The sequence below is a fragment of the Methylobacterium sp. J-070 genome, from assembly GCF_022829385.1.
Taxonomy (GTDB): domain Bacteria; phylum Pseudomonadota; class Alphaproteobacteria; order Rhizobiales; family Beijerinckiaceae; genus Methylobacterium.
In genome coordinates, this window is the sequence record NZ_JAKSXX010000165.1 from 359,657 (window position 1) to 382,667 (window position 23,011).

Here is a 23,011-nt window from a genome sequence, read left to right on the forward strand (position 1 = left end):
GCTCAAGCATGTCTGGCGAAGGCCGCCCCGCTTCTGTAGGCATCCCGGGACAGCGGCAGGCGTGGCATGATCGGCAAGCTCAGAGGCGTCGTGGACTCGTTCGGGGAGGATTTCGTGATCCTCGACGTCTCGGGGGTCGGCTACATCGTTCACTGCTCCGCACGGACGCTGCAGCGCATGCCCAAGGTCGGCGAAGCCGCGGAGCTGTCGATCGAGACCCACGTCCGCGAGGACATGATCCGCCTCTACGGCTTCCGCTCCGACGCCGAGCGGGAATGGTTCCGCCTGCTCCAGACCGTGCAGGGTGTCGGAGCCCGCGTGGCGCTCGGCGTCCTGTCGGTGCTGGAGCCGGACGCGCTGGCCGGCGCCATCGCGACCGGCGACAAGAATACGATCAGCCGCGCCCCAGGGGTCGGGCCGCGGCTCGCGGCCCGGCTCGCCGCCGAGCTGAAGGACAAGGCTCCGGCCTTCGCGCCGATCGACCCGGCCCTCATCGCGCTCACCGGGGCCGTGGAGGAGGGCGCCGCGCCGCAGCCGGTGGCCGATGCAGTCTCCGCCCTGGTCAATCTCGGCTACCCGCAGGTCCAGGCCGCCGCCGCCATCGCGGCCGCCCTCAAGGGGGCGGGGGAGGGGGCCGAGGCCAAGGTCCTGATCCGGCTCGGACTGCGCGAACTCGCCCGCTGAGGCGGCCCACACGGGCCAATCCGAAGGCGGCCATCGCCGCCGTGCGGGTCCTCACTTGACCCGACGGGTGACGAGTGCCATTCGGTCCGCGGCCGGTAAGACGTTGAAATGTCGCTACTTTTCAATCTTTCTAATCTGGCTGAGTGAGGCTGTTTGGTCCGACCGGGTCGTGACCCGCTGGCACAGGGACGGGATTGACGGCGCGTATGATCGTCTGCTCTTGCAATGTCATATCGGACGGGGCCGTGCGGTCCTGTCTGTCGCCCGGCCCGGGATGCCCGCGCACGCCGGCGCAGGTCTACGCGTGCCTCGGCTGCAGCCCGAAATGCGGCCGCTGCGCCAGGACCATCCGTTCCATCATGGACAGCGCCCTGGGCCAAGGCGATTTGGCGGAGGGCAGCCATTCCTGCTCGACGGCTTGCGCGAAAGCCTGCAGTTTGGCTTTATTCCAAACTGCGGATGAGGGAGTCGCGGCCTGACATGGCTGCTCCCCGCCTCTATTGAGTTAGGAGTTCGGGGGCCATGAAGGGCGACACCAAAGTCATCGAGTACCTCAATCGCGGCCTTCGCAGTGAGTTGACCGCCGTGAGCCAGTACTGGCTCCACTTCCGGATGCTCAACAACTGGGGCTATATCGATCTCGCCAAGTTCTGGCGCAAGGAATCGATCGAGGAGATGAACCACGCCGATCGGTTCATCGACCGGATCCTGTTCCTCGACGGGTTCCCGAACCTGCAGGAACTCGAGCCGCTGCGGATCGGTCAGACCGTCCAGGAGGTGATCGAGTGCGATCTGGCCGCCGAGCACGGCGCCCGGACCCTCTACCTCGAAGCCGCGCAGTACTGCGATTCGATCAACGACCGCGTCTCCATGCGGCTGTTCGAGGATCTGGCGGAGGACGAGGAGGGCCATATCGACTTCCTCGAGACCCAGCTCGATCTGATCAGGCAGATCGGCCTGCCGCTCTACGCCCAGCGCCATATCGGCGGACTGGAGCCGATCGCGCCCGAGAAGGATTGATTCCGCGCGGAGCGGATGAAGCGTCGCGGACCGCCGCTTCATCCGCTCCGATCCGACAGCGCGGGTCTGCCGCGAAGGGGCGGCCGGTCTCGCGGGACCGGCCGGGTGCACGAGGACGGAAACCGGGATGCGGCTGGTGGTTGTCGGCGCCGACGGGCGCATGGGGCGGATGCTGGTCCGCGCGGTCGCGCAGGCGGACGGCTGCACGCTCTCCGCGGCGATCGAGCGCCCGGGTTCCCCGGCGATCGGCCAGGATGCCGGGACGCTCGCCGGCCTCGCCCCCCTCGATGTGCCCGTCACGGACGATCCCCTCGCCGCCTTCGCGGCCGCGGACGGCGTGCTCGACTTCACCGCGCCGGCCGCCACCGTGGCGTTCGCCGAGCTCGCCGCCCAGGCCCGGATCGTCCACGTCGTCGGCACGACCGGCCTGTCCGAGGATGACCTGGCGAAGCTCAAGGCGGCCTCGTACCACGCCCGCATCGTGCAGTCGGGCAACATGTCCCTCGGCATCAACCTGATGGCCGAGCTGGTGCGCCGCGTGGCCAAGTCCCTGGGCGACGAGTTCGACATCGAGATCTCCGAGATGCACCATCGCATGAAGGTGGATGCGCCCTCCGGCACGGCCCTGCTGCTGGGCGAGGCCGCCGCGGAGGGCCGCGGCGTCGACCTGAAGGCGGTCCGCGTCTCGACGCGGGACGGGCATACCGGCGCGCGCCGGCCCGGCGATATCGGCTTCGCCACGCTCCGCGGCGGCAGCGTCGTGGGGGATCACAGCGTGATCTTCGCCGGCGCCGGGGAGAGCCTGACGATCAGCCATCACGCCGCCGACCGCGGCCTGTTCGCCGCGGGCGCCGTCAAGGCGGCGCTCTGGGCGCAGCCCAAGCCGCCGGGACTCTACGCCATGACGGACGTGCTCGGCCTGTGACCGGCGCGGCGGCCTCGGAACGGCTCCTGGTCCTCGTCCGGCACGGCCAGAGCGAGTGGAACCTCCAGAACCTGTTCACCGGCTGGCGCGATCCCGATCTGACCGAGCGCGGCGTCGCCGAGGCCCGGGCGGCCGGCCGCGGACTGAAGCGGGCGGGCTACGTCTTCGACGTCGCGTTCACGTCGGAACTCGTGCGGGCGCAGCGCACCTGCGCCCTCGTCCTGGAGGAGATGGGCCTCCAGGGGCTTCCGGTGATCCGGGACCGCGCGCTCAACGAACGTGACTACGGCGACCTCGCGGGCCTCAACAAGGACGACGCCCGCGCCCGGTGGGGCGACGCCCAGGTCCATGCCTGGCGCCGGTCCTACGACGTGCGGCCCCCCGGGGGCGAGAGCCTGAAGGACACCGCCGCGCGGGTGCTGCCCTACTACATCGAGACGGTCCTGCCCCGCGTGATGGCGGGCGAGCGGGTGCTGGTCGCGGCCCACGGCAACTCGCTGCGCGCGCTGGCGATGGTCCTCGACCGCCTGGACGGCGGCCGCGTCGCGGATCTGGAGATCAAGACCGGAATCCCCCTGATCTACCGGCTCAACGCGGACACCACGGTCGCCTCCAAGACGGTTCAGGAGCGGGACGGCGACGCGGACCTCTGAGTGGCGACCGAACTCGCCCCGGGCCTGATCCACCATCCGGGCTTCCTCGACGCGGCCGCGCGCGAGCGGCTGGCCGCCGAGGTCGCGGCGATCCTCGAAGCCGCGCCGCCCGTCACCCCGCGGATGCCCCGCACGGGCAAGCCGTTCTCCGTGCGGATGTCGAATGCCGGGCCCCTCGGCTGGGTGTCCGACATCCGCGGCTACCGCTACCAGGCGGCGCATCCCGAGACCGGCCGACCCTGGCCCGCCATGCCGCCCACCGCCCTGGCGGCCTGGGACGCCCTGGCGGCGTTTCCCGCCGGGCCCGAGGCCTGCCTGATCAACCTCTATGCCCCCGGGACCCGGATGGGACTGCACCAGGACCGGGACGAGGCCGAACTCGCCGCGCCGGTGCTCTCGCTCTCCCTCGGTGCACCCGCCCTGTTCCGCTACGGCGGGCTGAAACGCTCCGACCGGACGCGCTCGGTGCGCCTCGAGTCCGGGGACGCCCTGGTGATCGGCGGAGCCTCACGGCTGATCCACCACGGCGTCGACCGGCTCTACGGCACCGGCGACCTGCTCGACGCCGAGACGGGGCCCGGTTTCCTGCCGCCCGGCGGTCGCTGTAACCTCACGCTGCGCCGGGTGACGAACGTTGCGTCTCGCACGGATGCGTCAAACCTCCCGAACTGCTGATCTTCCTGGCGCTTGACAGTCGCCGCGCGGAGTCCGACCCATCTTCGGAAGCGGGGCCCTCGGGCTCTTGTGGAGATCGAAGGTCCGATGCTGGTGCGTCCCCTGTCACTGCGTCTCGGGCGGCTTCTCGTCCTCGCCACCCTGGCGGCCGGCCCGGTCACCGGGGCCGGGGCCAGCGACGCCGTCTTCCCGCCGGGATCCCGCTTCGGCTTCGATCCGCCCGGCGACATGTCGCTCTCGCGCCGCTTCTCCGGCTTCGAGCGCAAGGAGGGCGGCGCCACCCTGTCGGTGGTGGAACTGCCGCCCAACGCCTTCGCGGAACTCGTCAGCGGCTTCACCGACGCCAACCTGCTGAACCAGGGCTTCGCCGTCGAGAAGCGCGAGGAGGTCAAGATCGGCGACAACGAGGGCATGCTCTACACCGGCGAGCAGCCCGCCGATCCCAACACCTCGGCCCCGGCGATCCGGAAGTGGATCCTCGTCGTCGGCGCGCCGAGCGTGACCGGCCTCGTCATCGCGCAGGCGCTCCCCGACGCCGAGACCGATGCGACGATGCGCAAGATGGTGACCGGCGTCACCCTGCGTCCGGCGCTGAGCCTGACCCAGCAGGTCGACGCGCTGCCGTTCCGGATCGCCGACATGGCGGGTTTCCGTCCGGTGCGGGTGCTGGCCGGCAACTCGGTCCTGCTCACGCAGGGGCCCAAGGACCAGATGCAGAATCTGGAGCAGCCGATCCTCGTCCTCGCGCAGGCCGTGCAGCAACCGCCCACCGCCGATCAGCGGGACGGCTTCGCCCGGGCCGCCCTGGCGTCGAACCAGACCCTGAAGGATTTCGTGATCGAGCGGGCGCAGAGCTACCGCTCGAACGGGATCGACTGGCACGAGATCGTGGCCCGGGCCGTTGACCAGCCGACGAACGTGCCGGTGGTGGTGTCGCAGACCATCCGGTTCGCGCCGGACGGCTATCTGCGCGCCCTCGGGGTGGTCCGCGAGGATCAGCGGACCGGGGTTCTGGCGAAGTTCCGCGAGGTCGTGGACAGCGTGCAGGTGAAGTAGCGCCTCACCAGACCGCGGCCTGTCCGTCGCGGCGCGGGTCGCTCGCGGCCACGTACCCCTCCACGGCCGGATCGCCCATCCGCCAGATGAACTGCCCGGCGCCGAAATCCTGGTAGCTGTCCTCGATCACCTCCAGCCGGTGGCCGAGGGCCGTCAGCCGGTCCAGGGTCGCGGCCGGCATCGCCGCCTCGACGTTGATGTCGAGGCCCTCGCTCACCCGCCAGCGCGGGGCGTCGCAGGCGGCCTGGGGGTTCTGGCCGTGATCCAGCATGCGCACCAGCGTCTGGACGTGGCCCTGGGGCTGCATATTGCCGCCCATCACGCCGAAGCTCATCACCGGCGCCCCGTCCCGCGTCAGGAAGCCCGGGATGATGGTGTGGAAAGGCCGCTTGCCCGGCGCCACCACGTTCGGGCTCGCCGGATCGAGAACGAAGCCGTAGCCGCGGTTCTGCAGGGAGATGCCCCAGCCCGGAACGACCACGCCCGAGCCGAAGCCCATGAAGTTCGACTGGATGAAGCTCACCATCATGCCGGATTCGTCCGCCGCGGTGAGGTAGATCGTGCCGCCGGCCGGCGGCTTGCCGGGCCCGAACACCTGCGCGCGGTTCCGGTCGATCAGCCTGGCGCGCTCCGCCAGGTAGGCGGCATCGAGCATCGCCTCCGGGGTCACCGCCATGCTGCCCGGATCGGCGACGTAGCGGTAGGTGTCGCTGAAGGCGAGCTTCATCGCTTCGATCTGGAGATGCTGCGCCTCAGGGCCGTCGACGGGCAGGCCGGCGAGGTCGAAATGCTCCAGGATACCCAGCGCGATCTGCGCCGCGATGCCCTGCCCGTTCGGCGGGATCTCGTGGAGCGTGTAGCCGCGATAGTCCTGGGCCGTCGGCGTCACCCATTCGGGGCGGTAGGCGGCGAGGTCGGCCGCCGTCATGGCGCCGCCGTTGGCCCGGGCATGCGCGGCGATCGCCTCGGCGATCTCGCCCCGGTAGAAGGCCTCGCCCTTGGTCTCGCCGATCAGCCGGAGGGTCCGCTCGGCGCCCGGGAACGTGACCAGCTCGCCGACCTCCGGCGCCCGGCCCTTCGGCAGGAAGAAGTCCGAAAACCCCGGCTGGCGGGTGATCGCCTCGACCCGGGCGGCGGCCGCCCATTTCTGCTGCACGACCACCGGCGCGAGATAGCCGCGCTCGGCGATGCGGATCGCCGGCTGCATCAGGTCGGCGAAGGGGAGGCGGCCGAAACGCTCGCTCAGGGCCGCCCAGGCGGCGACCGCGCCGGGAACGGTGACGGAATCCCAGCCGCGCATCGGCGGCCGATCGGCCGGCCCGTACTTGCTCAGGAAGTAATCCCGGGTCCAGGCCGCCGGCGCACCGCCCGAGGCGTTGAGACCGTGCAGGGCCTGCCCGTCCCACAGGATGCAGAAGGCATCCGACCCGAGGCCGTTGCTGCAGGGCTCGGTGACGGTCTTGGCGGCCGCCGCGGCGATGGCCGCGTCGACGGCGTTCCCCCCCGCTTGGAGCATCTGGAGGCCAGCCTGGGCGGCCAGCGCGTGGGAGGTCGCCACGCAATTGCGCCCGAACATCGGCATGCGCACCGACGGATATCCGGTCACCCAGTCGAACGGCATCATGGAACGGATCCCGGCAGCGGCAGCACCACCGCTCCCGTCCCCCTGGCATACAGGATATCCGGGACCGGTGAACGGCCGAAACGGCAGGGTCGCAAACGAAAAACGCGGACCCGAGGGCCCGCGCGACTGCTCAGTACGATCTTTATGGCACGCGACCTTCTCCCGGGCGCATGCAGCCTTAGCGGAATGCGACCCGGGATCCGCCACGAGGGGTCGCGAAGCGCCTTACTGGATCAATCCGTGCCGCTGCCGTGGCGCTTCCTGTGCTGGATCCAAGATCAGGCTTCGCTGACGCTTCACCTGTCCAGGAAAGGGGTGCGTCACGATCCCGGAAGAGCGCCGATCCCTTGCCGCGCGATCAGTACGGGCGGCCGTAGAGCGGCGAAGTCGGGTCGAGACGGTCGACGAAGGAGAGGTCGACGTTGCGGATCGCGGACGAGCGCGCACCGATGAACGGGCCGTTGGTGATCGGATCCGGCAGGACGCCGCGGCCGTAGCGGTCGCTCGGGCCGTAGGGCGGGGTCAGCTGGTTGGAGGCGGCGATCAGATAGGGGTTCAGGGCCGGGTTGCCGGACCCGCCGGCGCCGGGAACGTTGGAGGTCAGCGGCACGTTGCCGGCGTCGAGCCAGGACCGCGGACGCACGCGGATCGGCAGCGGCCGGCTGACCCGATAGACCGGGCCGGACACGAAGCCGTCCTGGGCGACGGCGGGCGCGGAGGCCAGAGCGCCGAGGCCGGTGGCGGCGACGACGCCGAGAAGGGCGATCTTGAGCGAGCGCATGGCCAACCTTATCAATGAGTGCCGACACTATGGCGGCCGAAGCTTAACAGTTCGCCGCCTTTGACCAGAAGACGCTTGAGCGGGGCTGTTGTTCCGCCCTTATGGCAGAGCTTGTGCGATTTGCCACACTCTGGCCTCATTTTTTGTTTCGCGAACGTTGCGGAATCGATCCCGTCCGGTTGGAAACCTCCGACGCGGGGGGCGGGGCGGGACAGGTCCGCGGCGCCTGTGGGGCACTCGCGAAGGCCGCGCTGGTCTCCGGATCGGCGAGATCGAGGAAGCTCAGCGCGTCGAGCATGCAGGCCAGAGCCTGGGCCTCCGGCGGACGTCCGAGCGGGGCGCAGAACCACCCATCCAGCCGGATCGCGCCGTCCCGGGTGACGAAGCCCGTGCAGGTCCGAGGCGTCGCGCCCCCGAAGGTCAGCTCCAACGTCTCCACGACACCGAATCTGGTGCGGATCTGGCCGCGTGACCCGGTCCGCAGCACCGAGAGGGCCGGTCGATCGATCGCGGGGCCCCCCGCGGCACGCCGGGCCATCAGCACGAACAGCGAGGCCGCCACGTCGGGGACCGCGCCGCGGGTCAGCGTGACCCGCAGCGCCGGGGCCTCGATCGCCGCGACGTCGCCCTGGGTCAGGGCGTCCTCCCGCAGGCCGGTCAGCCGGTCGATCCGCGCGGCGACGTGCGCCGGGTCCGGACCCGGCTGCGCGAAACCGAACCGGGCCGGAGGCGCCGGCGGCGGCGCGGGGGCGGCCTTCGTGGCCGGCACGAAGGCCGGTTCCGCGCCGAGCAGGGCAGACGCCGCGCCGGGGACCGAGCCGGGCTTCCTGCCGGGCGGCAGGGCGCAGACGCACAGCAGCGCGATGACCGATGAGGCCAGGGCGACGCGCAGGCCGAGATCGACGAGCGACGGCGCGGCCCGCGCGGTCAGCATGCGGGAATCGGCCCGCGCGCCCGCAAGCGCTGTTTCGATCGGCATGGCGCCCCGTGCAGACGGCGAACCTCATGGTCCGCCTGCGACCCTCGCGGGCAAGGATTGAATTCCCTTGTCCGGCGGGTCTCCGTCACCGGATTCTCCGGATCAGGGTGAATCGATCGTTGCCCGGCCGCCGGCCTTGACAGCACGTCCCCGCGCGCGCCTTGCTCGGTGCGGCCGTCGATCCCACCTCAGGCGAGGTCGGGGTCTGCGGCCGCGTCCGTTCTGCGGGCGTCATCCGGCACGAACGATCCGTCGGCCGATTTTGCTGGCTAGAGGCGCGGCGCCCGGATCGATCAGGGCCATCCGCGCGGAGACGAGAGATGGGTTACAAGGTCGCCATCGTCGGCGCCACGGGCAACGTGGGCCGCGAGATGCTCGATATCCTGGCCGAGCGGGCGTTCCCCGCCGACGAGGTCGTGGCGCTGGCCTCGCGCCGCAGCCAGGGCCAGGAGGTCTCCTTCGGCGACAAGACGCTCAAGGTCAAAACCCTCGACACCTACGACTTCTCCGACACCGACATCTGCCTGATGTCGGCGGGCGGCGAGACGTCCAAGGAATGGTCTCCGCGGATCGCCAAGCAGGGCTGCGTGGTCATCGATAACTCGTCCGCGTTCCGCTACGACGCCGACGTGCCGCTGATCGTCCCCGAGGTGAACGCCGACGCGATCGTGGGCTTCACCAAGCGCAACATCATCGCCAACCCGAACTGCTCGACCGCTCAGCTGGTCGTCGCCCTCAAGCCCCTGCACGAGGCGGCCACGATCAAGCGCGTCGTGGTGTCGACCTACCAGTCGGTCTCCGGCGCCGGCAAGGAGGCGATGGACGAGCTGTTCAACCAGACCCGCGCCGTCTTCACCGCCGGCGAGATCAAGCAGGGCGGCAAGTTCACCAAGCGGATCGCCTTCAACGTCATCCCCCACATCGACGTCTTCATGGAGGATGGCTACACGAAGGAAGAGTGGAAGATGGTCGCCGAGACCAAGAAGATGCTCGATCCGAAGATCAAGCTGACCGCCACCGCGGTTCGCGTGCCGGTCTTCATCGGCCACGCCGAGGCGGTGAACGTCGAGTTCGAGCGCCCGCTCTCGGCCGAGAGGGCCACCGAGATCCTGCGCGCCGCCCCCGGCGTGCTGGTGATCGATAAGCGCGAGAACGGCGGCTACATGACGCCCCACGAGGCGGCCGGCGAGGACGCGACCTACGTCTCGCGCATCCGCGAGGACGCGACCATCGAGAACGGCCTGAATTTCTGGTGCGTCTCCGACAACCTCCGCAAGGGCGCGGCCCTCAACACGGTTCAGATCGCCGAGGTTCTGGTCAACCGCAAGCTGCTGAACCGGTCCAAGCGCGCGGCCTGAAGCCGTCCGGCAGGGCGGTTCGGCGACTGGGACACGGCCGGTCCGAACCCTGTTTCCCCGCCGCACGTGCGGGGTTTTTCACCCGTTCCGGCAACGCAGCTTCAGGATCGGGCGCGGGTCCGCCCTCCCCCCTTTGCGGGGGAGGGAAACGCGCGCATCTCTCTCATTGTCCTGTTCCCGACAGAGAGGGCTGAGTGACGCGCGATCGATCGCACACGGTCTCGGCCGCAGGTCGATGAATCCGCACGCTGCGCGGCCCGGCACCACGCGTGTCACGCGCCTGTCATCGTCTCCCCGCACGTCACACCCCGGAACGTTCGGAGAGTCATCGTGCGGCGCGCACTCTTTTCCTGCCTGATCGGACTGGGGCTGCTCGGTTCGTCCGACGCGGGGGCGCAGCCCCGCAACGTCGTCCTGTTCGTGGCCGACGGCCTGCGCTACGGGATGGTGAACGCCGCCAACGCGCCGACCATGGACCGGCTCATGAAGACGGGCGTGCGGTTCACCAACCCGCATTCCCTGTTCCCGACCTTCACGATGCCCAACGCCACCGCGATGGCGACGGGGCACATGCTTGGGGACACCGGCCAGTTCGGCAACACGATCTACACCGCCTTTCCCGTGCCGGGCGCCGGCAACAGCCTCACGCCGTTCCTGGAGAGCGACCCGGTCCTCGGCGACGTCGACGCGCATTTCGCCGGCAACTACCTCAACGAGGAGACGATCCTGCGGGCCGCCCACGCCAAGGGGCTGTCCACGGCGAGCATCGGCAAGCTCGGTCCATCCCTTGTCTTCGACCACACGGCGCGCTCCGGCCAGGAGACCATCCTGATCGACGACAGCACGGGGCGGCCGGGCGGGGTGCCGCTGAACGACGACCTCCGGGCGCGCCTCGACGCGGCCGGCCTGCCGGCCCAGACCCCGGCGCGGGGCGCCAACGGTCAGGCCGGGACCTCGACCACGCCCGGCACGGTGACGGCCAACGTGGAGCAGCAGGGCTATTTCGCCGCCGTGGCGGCGCGGGCGGTGCTGCCGCTGTTCAAGGCGCGGGGCGCTCCCTTCGTGCTGGTGTTCTGGTCACGCGATCCGGATGGGACGCAGCACAACCAGGGTGACAGGCTGGGCCAGCTGGTGCCGGGTATCAACGGCCCGACGAGCCTCGCGGCCATCCGCAACGCCGACACGAACCTCGCGGCCCTGCTCGCGGCCCTGGCAGAGCAGGGGCTCGCCGATACCACCGACGTGGTCCTGACCTCCGATCACGGCTTCTCCACCATCTCGAAGGAGAGCGCCACGGCCTACTCCGCGACGCGGAGCTACAAGGGCGTGCCGGGCCACCAGCTCCCGCCCGGCTTCCTCGCCATCGACCTCGCCCACGATCTGGGCCTCGACCTGTTCGATCCGGACGCCGCCGGCGCCAAGCTCGGCCCCGACAGCTTTCCGAGCCGGGCCAACGGACTGATCGGCACGGATCCGGCCAAGCCCGACGTGGTGGTCGCCGCCAACGGCGGGTCCGACCTCGTCTACCTGCCCGGCGGCGACGCGGCGCTGGCGCGCCGGGTCGTGGCGGCGCTGTCCCGCCAGGACTACGTCAGCGGCCTGTTCGTCAGCGCCGCCCTGGGCGCGATCCCGGGCACGCTGCCGCTCTCCAGCATCGCCCTCGACGGTTCGGCGCTGACCCCGATGCCGGCCATCGTGGTGAATTTCCGGAGCTTCTCGACGGGCTGCGCGGATCCCACCACCTGCGGCGTCGAGGTCTCCGATACCGTGCTGCAGCAGGGGCAGGGGATGCACGGCAGCTTCTCGCGCGCCGACACCCGGAACGTGATGGGTGCCATGGGTCCGAGCTTCCGGACGGCCCGCGAGAGCGCGGTCCCGGCGAGCAACGCCGATTTCGGGCGGACGATCGCCCGGATCCTCGACCTGACGATCCCCGCGAAGGGCACCCTCGTCGGGCGCGTCCTGACCGAGGCGCTGGCGAACGGCGCGACGCCGAACGCCGAGGCGCACGTGCTGCGATCGGAGCCCGACGCCACCGGCCAGGTGACGGTCCTCAGGTACCAGACGGTCGACGGGACCCGTTACTTCGATGCCGCCGGCTATCCCGGCCGCACGCTCGGCCTCAGCGAGGCCACCCAGGCGGCGGCCGAGCCGCGCTGAGCGGCTCCGCGGCCCACCCTCTGTCCCCTGCGGACCGCAGCCCAGAGAAGTTGGGGGCGAAGGCGCCGTGTGGCCTGCGCCCGCGGCGGGACCGCGGGCGCCGACCTGCCGCCTACGCCATGCCGAGGGCCTGCAGGTAGAGCTCGAGGATCGCCTCCTGCTCCTGGCGCTCGCTGTGATCCTGCTTGCGGATCCGCAGGATGGTGCGCACCGCCTTGGCGTCGAAGCCCCGGCCCTTCAACTCGGCGAACACCTCCTTGATGTCGCCCATGATGCCGGCCTTCTCCTCCTCCAGGCGCTCGAGGCGCTCGATGAACTGCTTCAACTCGTCGGCGGCGACGCCCTCGGCGGACGAGACGTCGCCGCTGGGCCGCTGGGCCGCCGCGGTGGGCATTGCATGGGCGTTCATGAAGCTCTCCGGAATGCACGGCGCGGCTGCGCCCTGGACCCGTGGTTAACGGGCCGGCCTTACCGGAAGCTTAGCCGATTCGCGCGGGGCCGGCCGCTCCCTCAATGGTCCTTGGCCTGCGCGGTCGCGAAATGCGCCCGCTGCTCCGGGCTCGCCTCCGCCTGGTAGCGGTCCTTCCAGGCGGCGTAGGGCATCCCGTAGACGGCCTCGCGGCTCTCGTCCTTGGTCAGCGGAACACCGGCCTCGTCGGCGGCGTCCTTGAGCCAGTTCGACAGGCAGTTCCGGCAGAAGCCGGCGAGGTTCATCAGGTCGATATTCTGCACGTCGGTCCGGTCGCGCAGATGCGCGACGAGGCGGCGGAACACGGCCGCGTCGAGCGCCGTCTGGGTGCCGGGATCGATCTCGCTCATCGGACGCAGTTCTCCTGTCGGGTCTGGCCCCATTTCGGGACCGGCCGGCCCGACATCAAGCCGCCAGCAACGGGCGCAGGATGCGGGCGAAGCGCTCGGCCCACTCCGCCTGCCCGTCCGCGCCGGCGATGAGGTCCTGGCGGATCTCCACCAGGGCGTTGGCGAGGCCCCGCGCGGTGGCGTGGCGGTCGATCGTGTCCCCCGGCAGGCCGCCGCCGTAGGGCTCGTTGTCGCCGACGGTCAGTCCGGCGGGATCGTCCGCGAGGGCGCGGATGAGCGCCCGGGCGAAGCGCTCGTCGCGGTCGTACAGGATGCCGACCTGCCAGGGCCGCGCGATGCCGCGCCAGTAGGGCGTGAAGCTGTGCAGGGTCAGGAGCGCGGGCGGCCGGCCCGCCGCCACGGCGGCCCCGATCGCGTCATCGATGGCCGCGTCGAACGGCGCGTAGAAGCGGGCGATCCGGGCCTGCCGGCCGGCCTCGTCGATGCGGGCATTGCCCGGCACGATGGCGCCGTCGGACAGGCGCATCACCAGGGTCGGATCGGATCGGCCGCGGTTCGGATCGATGATCAGGCGGGAGAAGTTCGTCAGGATCGCCGGCACGTTCAGCCGGGCCGCGAGCAGGCGTGTGACGCCGGCTGCGCCGATGTCGTAGGCGATGTGCCGTCCGAACTCGGAGGCCGGCACGCCGAGATCGATGTCGGGGGGGACATGGTTCGAGGCGTGGTCGCAGGCGATGACGAGGCCGCAGGCGGGGTCGCCGGCGATGATCTCGCAGGGATGCACCGGCAAGGCGTCGGCTTCTGTCTCCGGGCTGGTCACGGGGCTCCGAGGTCTTGTGATCTGTGGGGGACGCCGATGGCGCTTGCCGTGACGCGGTCGCTCGGGCAGATCACCTATCAAGGATCGTGCGCTCACGGCAAGAAACGGGCCCGCCGCCCAGGGAAGAAACGGGCGGGGATCGCGCGACACGAAGGAGAGGAGCCCGTTCGACGCCATGACCGAGACCGTCCCGCCCGTCGCCGATCCGGCCATCCAGGCGCAGCGCGCGCTTCTCGACAGGATCCTCACGGCGGCCATCCGCGCCGCCCATCCGGACCTCGCCCTGCCGCCGCACCTGCCGGAGCCGAGCCCGGGCCGGCTGATCATCCTGGCGGCGGGCAAGGCCGCGGGCAGCATGAGCGCCGTGGCGAGCCGGTTCTACCGCGAGCAGCACGGGCTCGGCGACGACCGGATCGTCGGCCTGGCGGTGGCGCGGCACGGCTACGGTCAGGACGCGCCGGGCATCCACATGGTCGAGGCCGGGCACCCGGTCCCCGACGAGGCCGGCATCGCCGCCACCCAGGAGGCCCTGCGGCTCGCCACCGAGGCGGGCCCGGATGACGAGGTGCTGGTGCTCCTCTCGGGGGGCGGTTCGGCCAACTGGATCGCCCCGGCCGGTGCCCTGACGCTCACCGAGAAGCAGGCCATCACCCGGGCGATGCTCCGCTCCGGCGCGCCGATCGGCGAGATCAACACGGTGCGCAAGCACATCTCGCGGATCAAGGGCGGCCGCCTCGCCCTTGCGGCCCGCAACGCCCGGCGGATCCTGACGCTCGCGATCTCGGACGTCCCCTTCGACGATCCGGCGGTGATCGCGTCGGGACCCACGGTGCCCGATCCCTCGACCCTGGCGGACGCCCGGGGCATCTGCGAGCGCCGGGGCATACCCCTGCCGGCGGAGGCGGTGCGGCTCCTCAACGACCCGAACAACGAGACGCCGAAGGCCGGCGATCCCGCCTTCGCCCGGGCCGAGTACCGCATCATCGCCCGCCCGATCGACGCGCTGAACGCCGCCGCCGAGGCCGCCCGGGCCGCAGGCTACGAGCCCATGATGCTGGGGGCCGATCTCGAAGGCGAGGCCCGCGCGGTCGCGGCCGAGCACGCGGTCGAAGCCAAGCGCCACAAGTCCGCCGGGCGGCGCGTCGCGCTGATCTCGGGGGGCGAATTGACCGTCACCATCCGGGGCGAGGGCAACGGCGGGCCGAACCAGGAATACGCGCTGGCGCTCGCGGTCGCGCTGGCCGGCGCGCCGGGCATCTCCGGGATCAGCGCCGACACGGACGGCACCGATGGCGGGCGGGGCCTCGCCACCGACCCGGCGGGCGGACTGATCGACCCGACGACGCTGGCGCGCGCCAGGGCCGCCGGCCTCGACCCGGCCGCGATGCTGGAGCAGAACGACTCGACCGCGTTCTTCGCGGCCCTCGGCGACCTCGTGAACCCCGGTCCGACCTGCACCAATGTCAACGATTGTCGCGTCATCCTCGTCGACTAAGCGTCGCGTCCCGGCGGCTCAGCCCCTCGCCCTCGTCACCGCTCTCGGCCTCGCGCTCTTCGGCGCGGGCCCGGCGCGGGCGGATCTGCGCCTCTGCAACCAGACCGGCAGCAAGGTCGGGATCTCCCTGGGCTACCGGGACCCGCAGGGCTGGGTCACGGAGGGCTGGTGGGATCTCGCGCCCAAGGCCTGCGAGACCCTGCTGAAGGGCGCCCTCGCGGCGCGGTTCTACTACGTCTTCGCGGTCGACTACACGCGCGGCGGCGAGTGGAGCGGCCGGTCCCTGATGTGCACCCGCGATTCGGAATACACGATCCGCGGCACCGAGGATTGTCTCGCCCGCGGCTACGACCGCAACGGCTTCTTCGAGGTCGATACCGGCGAGCAGAAGAGCTGGACGATCCAGCTCACCGATCCGAACCGCGCGGATACGCCGTCGAAACCGTGACGGGCCGGCGGCGCCCTTGACGGTGCGCCGCGCGGAATGCTCACACCCGCACCGCGGTCTCGACACGGCGAAGCCCGTCGGACCGCCAACAGACCATCCGGAGGATGACGCTTGAAACGCTCGCGCCGCACGAAGATCGTCGCCACCCTCGGGCCGGCCTCCGACACGCCGGAGATGATCGAGCGGCTGTTCCGCGCGGGCGTGGATGTGTTCCGGCTCAACATGAGCCATCTGCCGCGGGAGAAGCTGCCCGAGAAGGTCGAGGCGATCCGCACCATCGAGCGGGAAGCCAAGCACCCGATCGGCATCCTGGTCGACCTGCAGGGCCCGAAGCTGCGGCTCGGCACCTTCGCGGAGGGCGCCGTGATGATCGAGGCCGGCGCCACCTTCGTGCTCGACGGCGATCCGACCCCGGGCGACGCCGCGCGCTGCCACCTGCCGCATCCGGAGATCCTGCAGGCCCTGGAGCCGGGCCACGCGATCCTGCTCGACGACGGCAAGCTGCGGCTCAGCGTGCTGGAGACGTCGGAGAACCGCGCCGTGACCCGCGTCGAAGTCGGCGGACGGATCTCGAACCGCAAGGGCGTGTCGCTGCCCCACACGGTGATCCCGGTCCCGGCGATGACCGACAAGGACCGGGCGGATCTCGATGCCGGCCTCAACGCCGGGGCCGACTGGATCGCCGTGTCCTTCGTCCAGCGCCCCGAGGACGTGGCGGAGGTCAAGAAGGTCTGCGCCGGTCGCGCCCTCGTGATGGCCAAGATCGAGAAGCCTCAGGCGCTCACCCGCCTCGACGAGATCCTGGAGATCTCCGACGGGCTCATGGTCGCCCGGGGCGATCTCGGCGTGGAGATGCCGCTGGAGCAGGTGCCGGGGGTGCAGAAGCGCATCACCCGGGCGGCCCGGCGCTTCGGCAAGCCGGTCGTGGTGGCGACCCAGATGCTCGAATCGATGATCACCGCGCCGGTGCCGACCCGCGCCGAGGTCTCGGATGTGGCCACCGCGGTCTACGAGGGCGCCGACGCCGTGATGCTGTCGGCCGAGAGCGCGTCGGGGGCCTATCCGATCGGCGCGGTGGAGACCATGAACCGCATCGCCGAGCAGGTGGAGCGCGACCAGATCTACTGGTCGATCATCCGGGCCCAGAACGCGACGCCGGACGAGACGGCGGCCGACGCCATCGCGGCCGCCGCGCACCAGATGGTCGACGCGCTGAATCTCGACGCCATCATGGCCTGGACCAATTCCGGCTCGACGGCCCTGCGTCTCGCCCGCGAGCGCCCGAACGCCACGGTGATCGCCCTGACGCCCCGGCGCGAGACCGCCCGCCGCCTCGCCATGGCCTGGGGCACGCATCCGATCGTCACCAAGGACGCGAGCGACGTGGACGACATGTCGTTCCGAGCGGCCAAGTTCGCCGTGCGCGAGAAGTTCGCCGCGGTGGGCGACCGGGTGATCGTCGTGGCCGGCCTGCCGTTCGGCACGCCCGGGGCGACGAACCTCGTCCGGCTGACGTTCATCACCCGGGAGCACGCCGAGAAGGCCTGAGGCCCGATCCGACGCGGGCGCCCCGGGGGCGCCCGCTCAGCGCGGGTCGGCCGGAGCCGCCGTCACCGTGCCCTTCAGGCTGCGGGACAGCGCCGCCACCTCCTCGGCCACCCGGTCCGCCGCGACGTACTGGAGCATGTGGCCGATCCCCGGGAGCAGGACGAGGCGCGCATCCGGGATCGCCCGCGCCAGCGGCACGGCCTGCGCGGCGCTGCGCACGATGGGGTCGGCTTCGCCGGAGACGATGAGCGTCGGAACCCGGATCTCGGCATAGCGGCGGCTCTGGGCCGCCAGCGCCGCCGGCAATCCCAGCAGGTCCTGCACGTTGGCGAGCAGGGTGCCCGGCCGCAGGACCAGGGCCGCCCGTGCCCGTTCGGCGTAATCGGGCATGGCGGGCTGGGGCTGGAACACCCGGCGCGCCGCCTCGGGAAGGAAATGCTGCGCCAGCGGCGGCCCCGCGGTCCGGCTGAGGAGCCACGCCACCGGCGGCTTCACGGCGAGGCGCCAGTACCAGGGCAGGGCCGGCATCTGATCCGGCATCGGCATTGCCACGGGCGCCGCGAGCGCGAGGGCGGAAACCCGGTCCGGATGGTCGAGGGCCAGCGCCAGGGCCAGGGCGCCGGCCCAGGAATGGCCGAACACGATCGCCGGACCGATGCCCATCCGCCGGAGCGCCTCCGCGATCAGGCGCGCCTGCACCGCCGGCGCGGCCGCCTCGGCCCCGGCGATGCGGTCGCTCCAGCCAAAGCCGGGGCGGTCGAAGGCGATGACCCGGAAGCCCCGGGCGGCGAGGAGCCGGCCGACCCCCTCCATCGGGTCCGAGGCGTTGGCCGAAGCCCCGTGCAGGAGGACGATGGGGGGTCCGTCGAGCGGGCCATCCTGGATCGTCGCGAGCCGGCCGCCCGCGATCTCCACGAACGGGCCGCGCGGCGGATACGTGGATCCGACCCACAGCGTGATCGCGAGGCTCGCCAGACCGCCGAGGATCAGCACGAGGCCGACGCCCGCAAGCGGCAGGGCCAGGACGGTGAGGAGAATGCCGACCACCCGCGTCACAGGTCGCGGCCGTCAACCTCCGGGGCGAGGCGGGTGATCGCCTCGTCGATCTTGTCCATCTGCGGGTAGAGGGCGTGAGCCCGGCGGAACGCCGCGAGCGCCCGGGGCTTGTCGTCGGCCGATTCGTAGATCCGGCCCAGGGCCGCCCAGGCCTCGAAATGGCGCGGCTCGAGCACGAGCGCCCGCTGGAGATCCGCGATGGCGTCGTCCTTGTCGGTCAGCAGCCAGAACACCGTCGCGCGCCGGTTCCAGCCCTCGGACCAGCCGGGCTCCAGAACGGTGACCCGGTCCATCAGTTCGGCCGCCAGCGGGAAGTCGTGGGCCGTGACCGCCTGCCGGGCGCGATCCGTCAGCAGATCCGCGGTCGCGCTGCCGGAGCCGGCGAAGCGACGCTCGATCAGGAGGGCGATGCCCTTCGCCTCGGCGGGGTCTTCGCTGGCGCGCAGGCGGGCGAACAGGTCGTCGAGGCTCGGCGGTTTCGGCGCGGGCTTCGCCTCGGACGCCGGGCGGCCCGACCGGCCCGCATCGGCGGCCGCCCGGGCGACCGGGGGCTCCGCCGCGAAGGCCGAGAAGCAGATCAGGGTGGCGAGGGCGCGCGTCGGCAACATCGCGCCAGACTGGGCGTCGCCGGCAAACCCGTCAACGTGCCGCGGTGCCGCGCAGACGCAAACAGCCACACCCGATGACGGATGCGGCTGCTTCGGCAATGCCGGGCCCGCCGGCGGGCCGGATGCCCCGGCACATCGCGTTTCCCCGCAGGGGCGGTGACCGCCCCGCGGAACGACGGCGCGGCCTCAGCCCTGGCGGGCCTTGAAGCGCTTCTGGGTCTTGTTGATCACGTAGACCCGGCCCTTGCGGCGCACGAGCTGGTTGTCGCGGTGACGGCCACGCAGGGACTTGAGGGAATTGCGGATCTTCATCGGTCTCTCGAGCCCGGAGGGGCCGTCCATGGCAAGGGTGTCGGGAACGTGGTCACGAGGCAGGACGCGCGATCGCGTCCGGCGATCACGGCACACGCATCGCGGGATGGCGCCGCCATATCAGGATTCGCCTCCGGAAGGCAAGGCAAGCCACCGCTTGAGGCCACCAAGCCGGCCTAATGGACGCTGTCGAGGTCCGACACCGGCGGCGCGCCGACGAGCTGCCGGCCGATCTCGAGGAGCAGAACATCGAGCATCGGCTTCAGGCCCTTGAAGCCAGCCGCAGGCAGACCCTCCTCTGCCGCCGAGAACAGCATCAGGGCGAGTTCCGCGACCCGATCGATGCCGCCGACCGGCACGTCGGTCGCACAGAAGGCGGACTCGTCCAGGAATCCGTCGCGGCTGCTCTCGGTGACGTCGATGACGATCCCGCGCGCCTCGCTGACGCCGCCCTCGGCGTCCCGGCTGAACCGGCCCCGGGCCAGGATCCAGCGCACATCGCCGGGCTCCGGAACGGTGCGGTACTGGGCGATGTAGAGGCCGCCCTGACGGCGAAGGTCGTCGATGAGCGAGCCGATCCGCCGCCGATCCTCCGGATGGATCCTCTCAAGGAACAGCGCGAAGGTCGCACCGCGGTCCCCCCGCGCCCGCGGCACGCCCAACATGGCCGCCGCGACGGCGTCGCAGCGCACCATGTCGTCCGAGAGGTGCCACTCCCAGGTGCCGACATCGGATGCGGCGAGCGCGCGCGCCACGCTCTCGCTGCCCCGCCGCTTCGTCCGCGCGTCGACGCCCACAGGCCCGAACTCCAGTTCCGATTGGGAGATGCTGCCCTGACCGGGGCGTCCCCATGACACGGTACTGATGTGCGCGGGTCGGCACAACGCGCCGGCCGGCAGGTTCGCTATTCGACCCCGCGCGTTCTTCAAGCCTCAGGGGCGGGCATAGGACCCGATCAGCCTGCCCTTGCCGACGACGTGGCCGCGCATCGCCTCCAGAAGCGCGCCGCGGCCGGGCTCCTGCGGAAGGTCCAGCGCCTGCCGGAGGGCGTAGATCTGGAACACGTAATCGTGCCGGCCGTGACCGCTCGGGGGATCCGGTGGCAGCCAGTCCGCGCGCAGGAAGCTGTTCCGGCCGATCCGGCTCGGATCGCCGGGCCGGGCCTGACCCGACAGGACGCCTTCGCCCAGACCGGCCGGCTGGGGCGGAACGTTGGCCACGATCAGGTGGACCAGCGGGTGCGGCGTCGGGCTGCCGGCATCCTCGGCGAGGAGGACGAGGGCGGCGGTCGCGTCCGGCAGGCCGCTCCAGGCCAGGGGCGGCGACAGGCCTTCGCCGTCGGCGGTGAACCGTGCGGGGATCTCCGCGCCGTCCGCGAAGGCCGGACTCGTCAGGCTGATGGTTTCGGGGATGTCCGCGAAGGTCCCGTGATAGGCCGTCTTCGCCATGCCGGCCTTCAGGCCCGACAGGGCGCTGCCCAGGGCGCTGGGAATGTGTTCGAGCATCGCCGTATCCTCCGCTGCACGCCCAACGGCGGAGAGTCCGGCCGGTTCAGTCCGGGCGCTCAGCTGCGACCATGTAATTCACGGCCGTGTCGCGCCCGGTGCGCCAGCCGTCGGTGAGCGGATTGTAGACGACGCCCACCGGGTCGGCCGGCGCGAGGCCGCCGGCCCGGATCGCCCGGTCGAGTTCCGCCGGCGTCACGAACTTCTCCCAGTCATGGGTGCCGCGGGGCAGCCAGCCGAGCACGTACTCGGCCCCGACGATCGCCAGCGCGAAGGAGCGCAGGGTCCGGTTGAGGGTCGCGGCGAACAGCATGCCGCCGGGCTTCACGGCGGCACACGCGGTCCGCACGAAGGCCGGCATGTCCGACACGTGCTCCACCACCTCCATGATCAGCACGGCGTCGAATGTCTGGCCCGACGCCACCACGGCCTCGATCGTCTCGCCGCGATAGTCGACCGGCACGCCCGCCGCCTCGGCGTGGGCCCGCGCCACCGCGATGTTCTGCTCCGCCGGATCGAGGCCGGTCACCGTCGCGCCGAGCCGCGCCAGCGGTTCCGAGAGCACGCCGCCGCCGCAGCCGACATCGCAGATCGTCAGACCGTCCAGGGGGAACGGCGCCATCGGCTCCCGGCCCTGGTGCCGGCAGAGCGCGTCGCGGATGTAGGCGAGCCGGACCGGGTTGAACCGGTGCAGCACCCGCATCGGGCCGGTCTCGTCCCACCAGGTGCCGGCGAGCGCGTCGAAGCGCGCGACCTCGCCGCGATCGACGAATCCGCCCGTCACGCCGTCCGTGCCCGTCCTGTCCATGCGCGCTCCGTTCAGCTTCCGGCGTCCGAGACCGCCGCCCCGGATCCCGCCCGCGCCTTAGCACGCCGGCCGCCGGGAAGTCGCTGCGACGCGCAGGGCCGAACCGCGGCTCCCCGAATTGGGGGCGAATCCGAACGCCGGCACCCCGTCGTCCCGGGCCGCCGCGGGCCGGCCCGGACCCGGCGCGCCGGTGCCGTGACCGGCGGCTTGTTGACACTCCACCGGGCGGCTTGTACCCGCCGGGCACCGTCCGGAACGGCCCGAAGCGGTCCTCTCCGATCACCACCGGGAACCCGCGACCGAGAGACCATGCCCCGTCTGGTGATGAAATTCGGCGGCACCTCCGTCGCCAACGTCGACCGCATCCGCAACGTCGCGCGCCACGTCGCCCGCGAGGTGGCGGCCGGCTACGACGTCGCCGTGATCGTGTCGGCCATGTCGGGCAAGACCAATGAGCTGGTCGACTGGGTCAAGGACGCCAACCCGCTCTACGATCCGCGGGAATACGACGCCGTCGTCGCCTCGGGCGAGCTGGTCACCGCCGGCCTCCTGGCGATCGCGCTCCAGAAGGACGGGATCAAGGCCCGCTCCTGGCAGGGCTGGCAGATTCCGGTGGTGACCTCGGACGCGCACGGCTCCGCCCGCATCGCCGACATCGACCCGAAGAACCTCGATGCCGGTTTCGCCGGAGGCGAGGTCGCGGTGATCGCCGGCTTCCAGGGCGTCCACGCCGAGACCGGCCGGGTGACGACCCTCGGGCGCGGCGGCTCGGACACGTCGGCGGTGGCGGTGGCGGCCGCCATCGGGGCCGAGCGCTGCGACATCTACACGGACGTGGACGGGGTCTACACCACCGACCCGCGCGTCGTGCCGAAGGCCCGCCGCATGGAGCGGGTGACCTTCGAGGAGATGCTGGAGATGGCCTCGCTCGGCGCCAAGGTGCTGCAGGTCCGCTCGGTGGAGCTCGCCATGGTCCACCGGGTGCCGACCACGGTGCGGTCCTCCTTCGATCCGCCGGACGCCGCGCGCCCGGGCACCCTCATCTGCGACGAGGACGACATCGTGGAACAGCAGATCATCACCGGGATCGCGTTCTCCCGGGACGAGGCGCAGATCACCCTGCGCAAGGTCAAGGACAGCCCCGGCGTGGCGGCCGCCATCTTCGGGCCGCTCGCCGACGCCAACATCAACGTCGACATGATCATCCAGACCGTGTCGGGCGACCAGTCGACGACCGACATGACCTTCACGGTGCCGACCTCCGAATATCAGCGCTGCCGGGCGATCCTCGACGAGGCCCGCGGCCAGATCGGGTACGCGCAGATCGAGGGCGCCACCGACGTGGTGAAGGTCTCGGCGATCGGCGTCGGCATGCGCAGTCATGCGGGCGTCGCGGCGAAAGCGTTCCGGGCGCTGGCCGAGAAGGGCATCAACATCCGGGCGATCACCACGTCGGAGATCAAGTTCTCCGTGCTGATCGATGCTGCTTATACGGAGCTTGCCGTGCGCACGCTTCACTCGCTATACGGCCTGGATCAGGCCTGAGCCTGGGACGACGCGGTTTCGAGCGGTCGCGTGGTCTGAGCTTAACAGTCGCGGGCCGATCCTCCGATCCCAGAGAGCCTCTGGGGCCAGCGGTACGGTCCATCGGGTGCCGGCCGTCCCGCGCTTGGCGCC

25 protein-coding genes are annotated in these 23,011 nt (G+C 71.3%); 13 read left to right on the forward strand and 12 right to left on the reverse strand.

Going from position 1 to position 23,011, the window contains the following annotated elements; genetic code table 11:
• Nucleotides 1-66 precede the first annotated feature (66 nt).
• From ruvA to MKL01_RS17720, 7 genes are all read left to right on the forward strand, one after another.
• Entirely contained in the window at nucleotides 67-684 is a 618-nt protein-coding gene (ruvA, locus tag MKL01_RS17690) for a Holliday junction branch migration protein RuvA (RefSeq protein ID WP_243906504.1), read from the forward strand.
• A gap of 206 nt (nucleotides 685-890) precedes the next feature.
• The gene (locus tag MKL01_RS17695) at nucleotides 891-1,163 is read left to right on the forward strand and encodes a bacterioferritin-associated ferredoxin (RefSeq protein WP_243906505.1); all 273 of its coding nucleotides are present in this window, start codon (nucleotides 891-893) and stop codon (nucleotides 1,161-1,163) included.
• A gap of 43 nt (nucleotides 1,164-1,206) precedes the next feature.
• Complete coding sequence (bfr, locus tag MKL01_RS17700; RefSeq protein WP_243906506.1) at nucleotides 1,207-1,704, forward strand: bacterioferritin; 498 nt, start codon at nucleotides 1,207-1,209, stop codon at nucleotides 1,702-1,704.
• Nucleotides 1,705-1,831: 127 nt separating this feature from the next.
• Nucleotides 1,832-2,629 (forward strand): 4-hydroxy-tetrahydrodipicolinate reductase, encoded by a 798-nt coding sequence (gene dapB, locus MKL01_RS17705; RefSeq protein ID WP_243906507.1) that lies wholly within the window; start codon nucleotides 1,832-1,834, stop codon nucleotides 2,627-2,629.
• A complete protein-coding gene (locus tag MKL01_RS17710; RefSeq protein ID WP_243906508.1) occupies nucleotides 2,626-3,282 on the forward strand; it encodes a 2,3-bisphosphoglycerate-dependent phosphoglycerate mutase in 657 nt (218 codons plus the stop codon). Before dapB ends, MKL01_RS17710 begins: the two co-directional genes overlap by 4 nt.
• Complete coding sequence (locus MKL01_RS17715; protein WP_243906509.1) at nucleotides 3,283-3,957, forward strand: alpha-ketoglutarate-dependent dioxygenase AlkB; 675 nt, start codon at nucleotides 3,283-3,285, stop codon at nucleotides 3,955-3,957.
• Between the two features lie 87 nt (nucleotides 3,958-4,044).
• On the forward strand, nucleotides 4,045-5,013 hold the full coding sequence (locus MKL01_RS17720; RefSeq protein WP_243906510.1) for a hypothetical protein: 969 nt from the start codon (nucleotides 4,045-4,047) through the stop codon (nucleotides 5,011-5,013).
• Between the two features lie 4 nt (nucleotides 5,014-5,017).
• Here MKL01_RS17720 and MKL01_RS17725 read toward each other — a convergent pair whose 3' ends face one another.
• The 3 genes from MKL01_RS17725 to MKL01_RS17735 all read right to left on the reverse strand — a co-directional run bounded on the left by MKL01_RS17725 (nucleotide 5,018) and on the right by MKL01_RS17735 (nucleotide 8,397).
• On the reverse strand, nucleotides 5,018-6,637 hold the full coding sequence (locus MKL01_RS17725) for a gamma-glutamyltransferase family protein (RefSeq protein WP_243906511.1): 1,620 nt from the start codon (nucleotides 6,635-6,637) through the stop codon (nucleotides 5,018-5,020).
• A 358-nt stretch (nucleotides 6,638-6,995) separates the two neighbouring features.
• On the reverse strand, nucleotides 6,996-7,418 hold the full coding sequence (locus tag MKL01_RS17730; RefSeq protein ID WP_243906512.1) for a hypothetical protein: 423 nt from the start codon (nucleotides 7,416-7,418) through the stop codon (nucleotides 6,996-6,998).
• A 136-nt stretch (nucleotides 7,419-7,554) separates the two neighbouring features.
• Nucleotides 7,555-8,397 (reverse strand): hypothetical protein, encoded by an 843-nt coding sequence (locus MKL01_RS17735; RefSeq protein ID WP_243906513.1) that lies wholly within the window; start codon nucleotides 8,395-8,397, stop codon nucleotides 7,555-7,557.
• A 320-nt stretch (nucleotides 8,398-8,717) separates the two neighbouring features.
• Here MKL01_RS17735 and MKL01_RS17740 point away from each other — a divergent pair, with 320 nt between their 5' ends.
• Both MKL01_RS17740 and MKL01_RS17745 read left to right on the forward strand, forming a co-directional pair.
• The gene (locus MKL01_RS17740; RefSeq protein WP_243906514.1) at nucleotides 8,718-9,755 is read left to right on the forward strand and encodes an aspartate-semialdehyde dehydrogenase; all 1,038 of its coding nucleotides are present in this window, start codon (nucleotides 8,718-8,720) and stop codon (nucleotides 9,753-9,755) included.
• A 330-nt stretch (nucleotides 9,756-10,085) separates the two neighbouring features.
• Entirely contained in the window at nucleotides 10,086-11,915 is a 1,830-nt protein-coding gene (locus MKL01_RS17745) for an alkaline phosphatase family protein (protein WP_243906515.1), read from the forward strand.
• A 112-nt stretch (nucleotides 11,916-12,027) separates the two neighbouring features.
• Here MKL01_RS17745 and MKL01_RS17750 read toward each other — a convergent pair whose 3' ends face one another.
• The 3 genes from MKL01_RS17750 to MKL01_RS17760 form a co-directional block, all read right to left on the reverse strand.
• A complete protein-coding gene (locus MKL01_RS17750; RefSeq protein WP_243906583.1) occupies nucleotides 12,028-12,309 on the reverse strand; it encodes a DUF2312 domain-containing protein in 282 nt (93 codons plus the stop codon).
• Nucleotides 12,310-12,425: 116 nt separating this feature from the next.
• Nucleotides 12,426-12,734 (reverse strand): DUF1244 domain-containing protein, encoded by a 309-nt coding sequence (locus MKL01_RS17755; RefSeq protein WP_243906516.1) that lies wholly within the window; start codon nucleotides 12,732-12,734, stop codon nucleotides 12,426-12,428.
• 55 nt (nucleotides 12,735-12,789) lie between these two features.
• A complete protein-coding gene (locus MKL01_RS17760) occupies nucleotides 12,790-13,554 on the reverse strand; it encodes an N-formylglutamate amidohydrolase (RefSeq protein WP_243906517.1) in 765 nt (254 codons plus the stop codon).
• Nucleotides 13,555-13,729: 175 nt separating this feature from the next.
• Here MKL01_RS17760 and MKL01_RS17765 point away from each other — a divergent pair, with 175 nt between their 5' ends.
• The 3 genes from MKL01_RS17765 (at nucleotide 13,730) to pyk (ending at nucleotide 17,045) form a co-directional block, all read left to right on the forward strand.
• Nucleotides 13,730-15,049, forward strand: a complete 1,320-nt coding sequence (locus MKL01_RS17765) for a glycerate kinase (protein ID WP_243906518.1) — start codon at nucleotides 13,730-13,732, stop codon at nucleotides 15,047-15,049.
• On the forward strand, nucleotides 15,015-15,497 hold the full coding sequence (locus MKL01_RS17770) for a DUF1036 domain-containing protein (protein WP_243906519.1): 483 nt from the start codon (nucleotides 15,015-15,017) through the stop codon (nucleotides 15,495-15,497). Before MKL01_RS17765 ends, MKL01_RS17770 begins: the two co-directional genes overlap by 35 nt.
• 111 nt (nucleotides 15,498-15,608) lie before the next feature.
• Nucleotides 15,609-17,045: a pyruvate kinase gene (pyk, locus tag MKL01_RS17775; protein WP_243906520.1), complete on the forward strand. Its 1,437-nt coding sequence runs from the start codon at nucleotides 15,609-15,611 to the stop codon at nucleotides 17,043-17,045.
• 36 nt (nucleotides 17,046-17,081) lie between these two features.
• Here the strand turns inward: pyk and MKL01_RS17780 are convergent, their stop codons facing one another.
• From MKL01_RS17780 to ubiG, 6 genes are all read right to left on the reverse strand, one after another.
• Nucleotides 17,082-18,101 (reverse strand): alpha/beta fold hydrolase, encoded by a 1,020-nt coding sequence (locus MKL01_RS17780; protein ID WP_243906521.1) that lies wholly within the window; start codon nucleotides 18,099-18,101, stop codon nucleotides 17,082-17,084.
• Nucleotides 18,098-18,709: a tetratricopeptide repeat protein gene (locus MKL01_RS17785; RefSeq protein WP_243906522.1), complete on the reverse strand. Its 612-nt coding sequence runs from the start codon at nucleotides 18,707-18,709 to the stop codon at nucleotides 18,098-18,100. The genes MKL01_RS17780 and MKL01_RS17785 overlap by 4 nt, the downstream gene beginning before the upstream one ends.
• Before the next feature lie 186 nt (nucleotides 18,710-18,895).
• On the reverse strand, nucleotides 18,896-19,021 hold the full coding sequence (gene ykgO, locus MKL01_RS17790; protein WP_003601867.1) for a type B 50S ribosomal protein L36: 126 nt from the start codon (nucleotides 19,019-19,021) through the stop codon (nucleotides 18,896-18,898).
• Nucleotides 19,022-19,197: 176 nt separating this feature from the next.
• Nucleotides 19,198-19,818 (reverse strand): PAS domain-containing protein, encoded by a 621-nt coding sequence (locus tag MKL01_RS17795; protein WP_243906523.1) that lies wholly within the window; start codon nucleotides 19,816-19,818, stop codon nucleotides 19,198-19,200.
• Nucleotides 19,819-19,953: 135 nt separating this feature from the next.
• Nucleotides 19,954-20,526 carry a YbhB/YbcL family Raf kinase inhibitor-like protein gene (locus MKL01_RS17800; RefSeq protein ID WP_243906524.1) on the reverse strand — a complete coding sequence of 191 codons (573 nt, stop codon included), beginning with the start codon at nucleotides 20,524-20,526 and terminating at the stop codon, nucleotides 19,954-19,956.
• 46 nt (nucleotides 20,527-20,572) lie between these two features.
• Nucleotides 20,573-21,334, reverse strand: a complete 762-nt coding sequence (gene ubiG, locus MKL01_RS17805; protein ID WP_243906525.1) for a bifunctional 2-polyprenyl-6-hydroxyphenol methylase/3-demethylubiquinol 3-O-methyltransferase UbiG — start codon at nucleotides 21,332-21,334, stop codon at nucleotides 20,573-20,575.
• A 309-nt stretch (nucleotides 21,335-21,643) separates the two neighbouring features.
• Here ubiG and MKL01_RS17810 point away from each other — a divergent pair, with 309 nt between their 5' ends.
• Nucleotides 21,644-22,879, forward strand: coding sequence for an aspartate kinase (locus MKL01_RS17810; RefSeq protein WP_243906526.1), 1,236 nt, complete (start codon nucleotides 21,644-21,646; stop codon nucleotides 22,877-22,879).
• Nucleotides 22,880-23,011 lie beyond the last annotated feature (132 nt).

Excerpts from the sequence above, each read along its gene's own strand:
- ruvA (WP_243906504.1), top strand. The coding sequence starts at position 67 with ATGATCGGCAAGCTCAGAGGCGTCGTGGACTCGTTCGGGGAGGATTTC.
- MKL01_RS17695 (WP_243906505.1), top strand. The coding sequence starts at position 891 with ATGATCGTCTGCTCTTGCAATGTCATATCGGACGGGGCCGTGCGGTCC.
- bfr (WP_243906506.1), top strand. The coding sequence starts at position 1,207 with ATGAAGGGCGACACCAAAGTCATCGAGTACCTCAATCGCGGCCTTCGC.
- dapB (WP_243906507.1), top strand. The coding sequence starts at position 1,832 with ATGCGGCTGGTGGTTGTCGGCGCCGACGGGCGCATGGGGCGGATGCTG.
- MKL01_RS17720 (WP_243906510.1), top strand. The coding sequence starts at position 4,045 with ATGCTGGTGCGTCCCCTGTCACTGCGTCTCGGGCGGCTTCTCGTCCTC.
- MKL01_RS17725 (WP_243906511.1), bottom strand. The coding sequence starts at position 6,637 with ATGATGCCGTTCGACTGGGTGACCGGATATCCGTCGGTGCGCATGCCG.
- MKL01_RS17730 (WP_243906512.1), bottom strand. The coding sequence starts at position 7,418 with ATGCGCTCGCTCAAGATCGCCCTTCTCGGCGTCGTCGCCGCCACCGGC.
- MKL01_RS17735 (WP_243906513.1), bottom strand. The coding sequence starts at position 8,397 with ATGCCGATCGAAACAGCGCTTGCGGGCGCGCGGGCCGATTCCCGCATG.
- MKL01_RS17740 (WP_243906514.1), top strand. The coding sequence starts at position 8,718 with ATGGGTTACAAGGTCGCCATCGTCGGCGCCACGGGCAACGTGGGCCGC.
- MKL01_RS17750 (WP_243906583.1), bottom strand. The coding sequence starts at position 12,309 with ATGCCCACCGCGGCGGCCCAGCGGCCCAGCGGCGACGTCTCGTCCGCC.
- MKL01_RS17755 (WP_243906516.1), bottom strand. The coding sequence starts at position 12,734 with ATGAGCGAGATCGATCCCGGCACCCAGACGGCGCTCGACGCGGCCGTG.
- MKL01_RS17765 (WP_243906518.1), top strand. The coding sequence starts at position 13,730 with ATGACCGAGACCGTCCCGCCCGTCGCCGATCCGGCCATCCAGGCGCAG.
- MKL01_RS17770 (WP_243906519.1), top strand. The coding sequence starts at position 15,015 with ATGTCAACGATTGTCGCGTCATCCTCGTCGACTAAGCGTCGCGTCCCG.
- MKL01_RS17785 (WP_243906522.1), bottom strand. The coding sequence starts at position 18,709 with ATGTTGCCGACGCGCGCCCTCGCCACCCTGATCTGCTTCTCGGCCTTC.
- ykgO (WP_003601867.1), bottom strand. The coding sequence starts at position 19,021 with ATGAAGATCCGCAATTCCCTCAAGTCCCTGCGTGGCCGTCACCGCGAC.
- MKL01_RS17800 (WP_243906524.1), bottom strand. The coding sequence starts at position 20,526 with ATGCTCGAACACATTCCCAGCGCCCTGGGCAGCGCCCTGTCGGGCCTG.
- ubiG (WP_243906525.1), bottom strand. The coding sequence starts at position 21,334 with ATGGACAGGACGGGCACGGACGGCGTGACGGGCGGATTCGTCGATCGC.
- MKL01_RS17810 (WP_243906526.1), top strand. The coding sequence starts at position 21,644 with ATGCCCCGTCTGGTGATGAAATTCGGCGGCACCTCCGTCGCCAACGTC.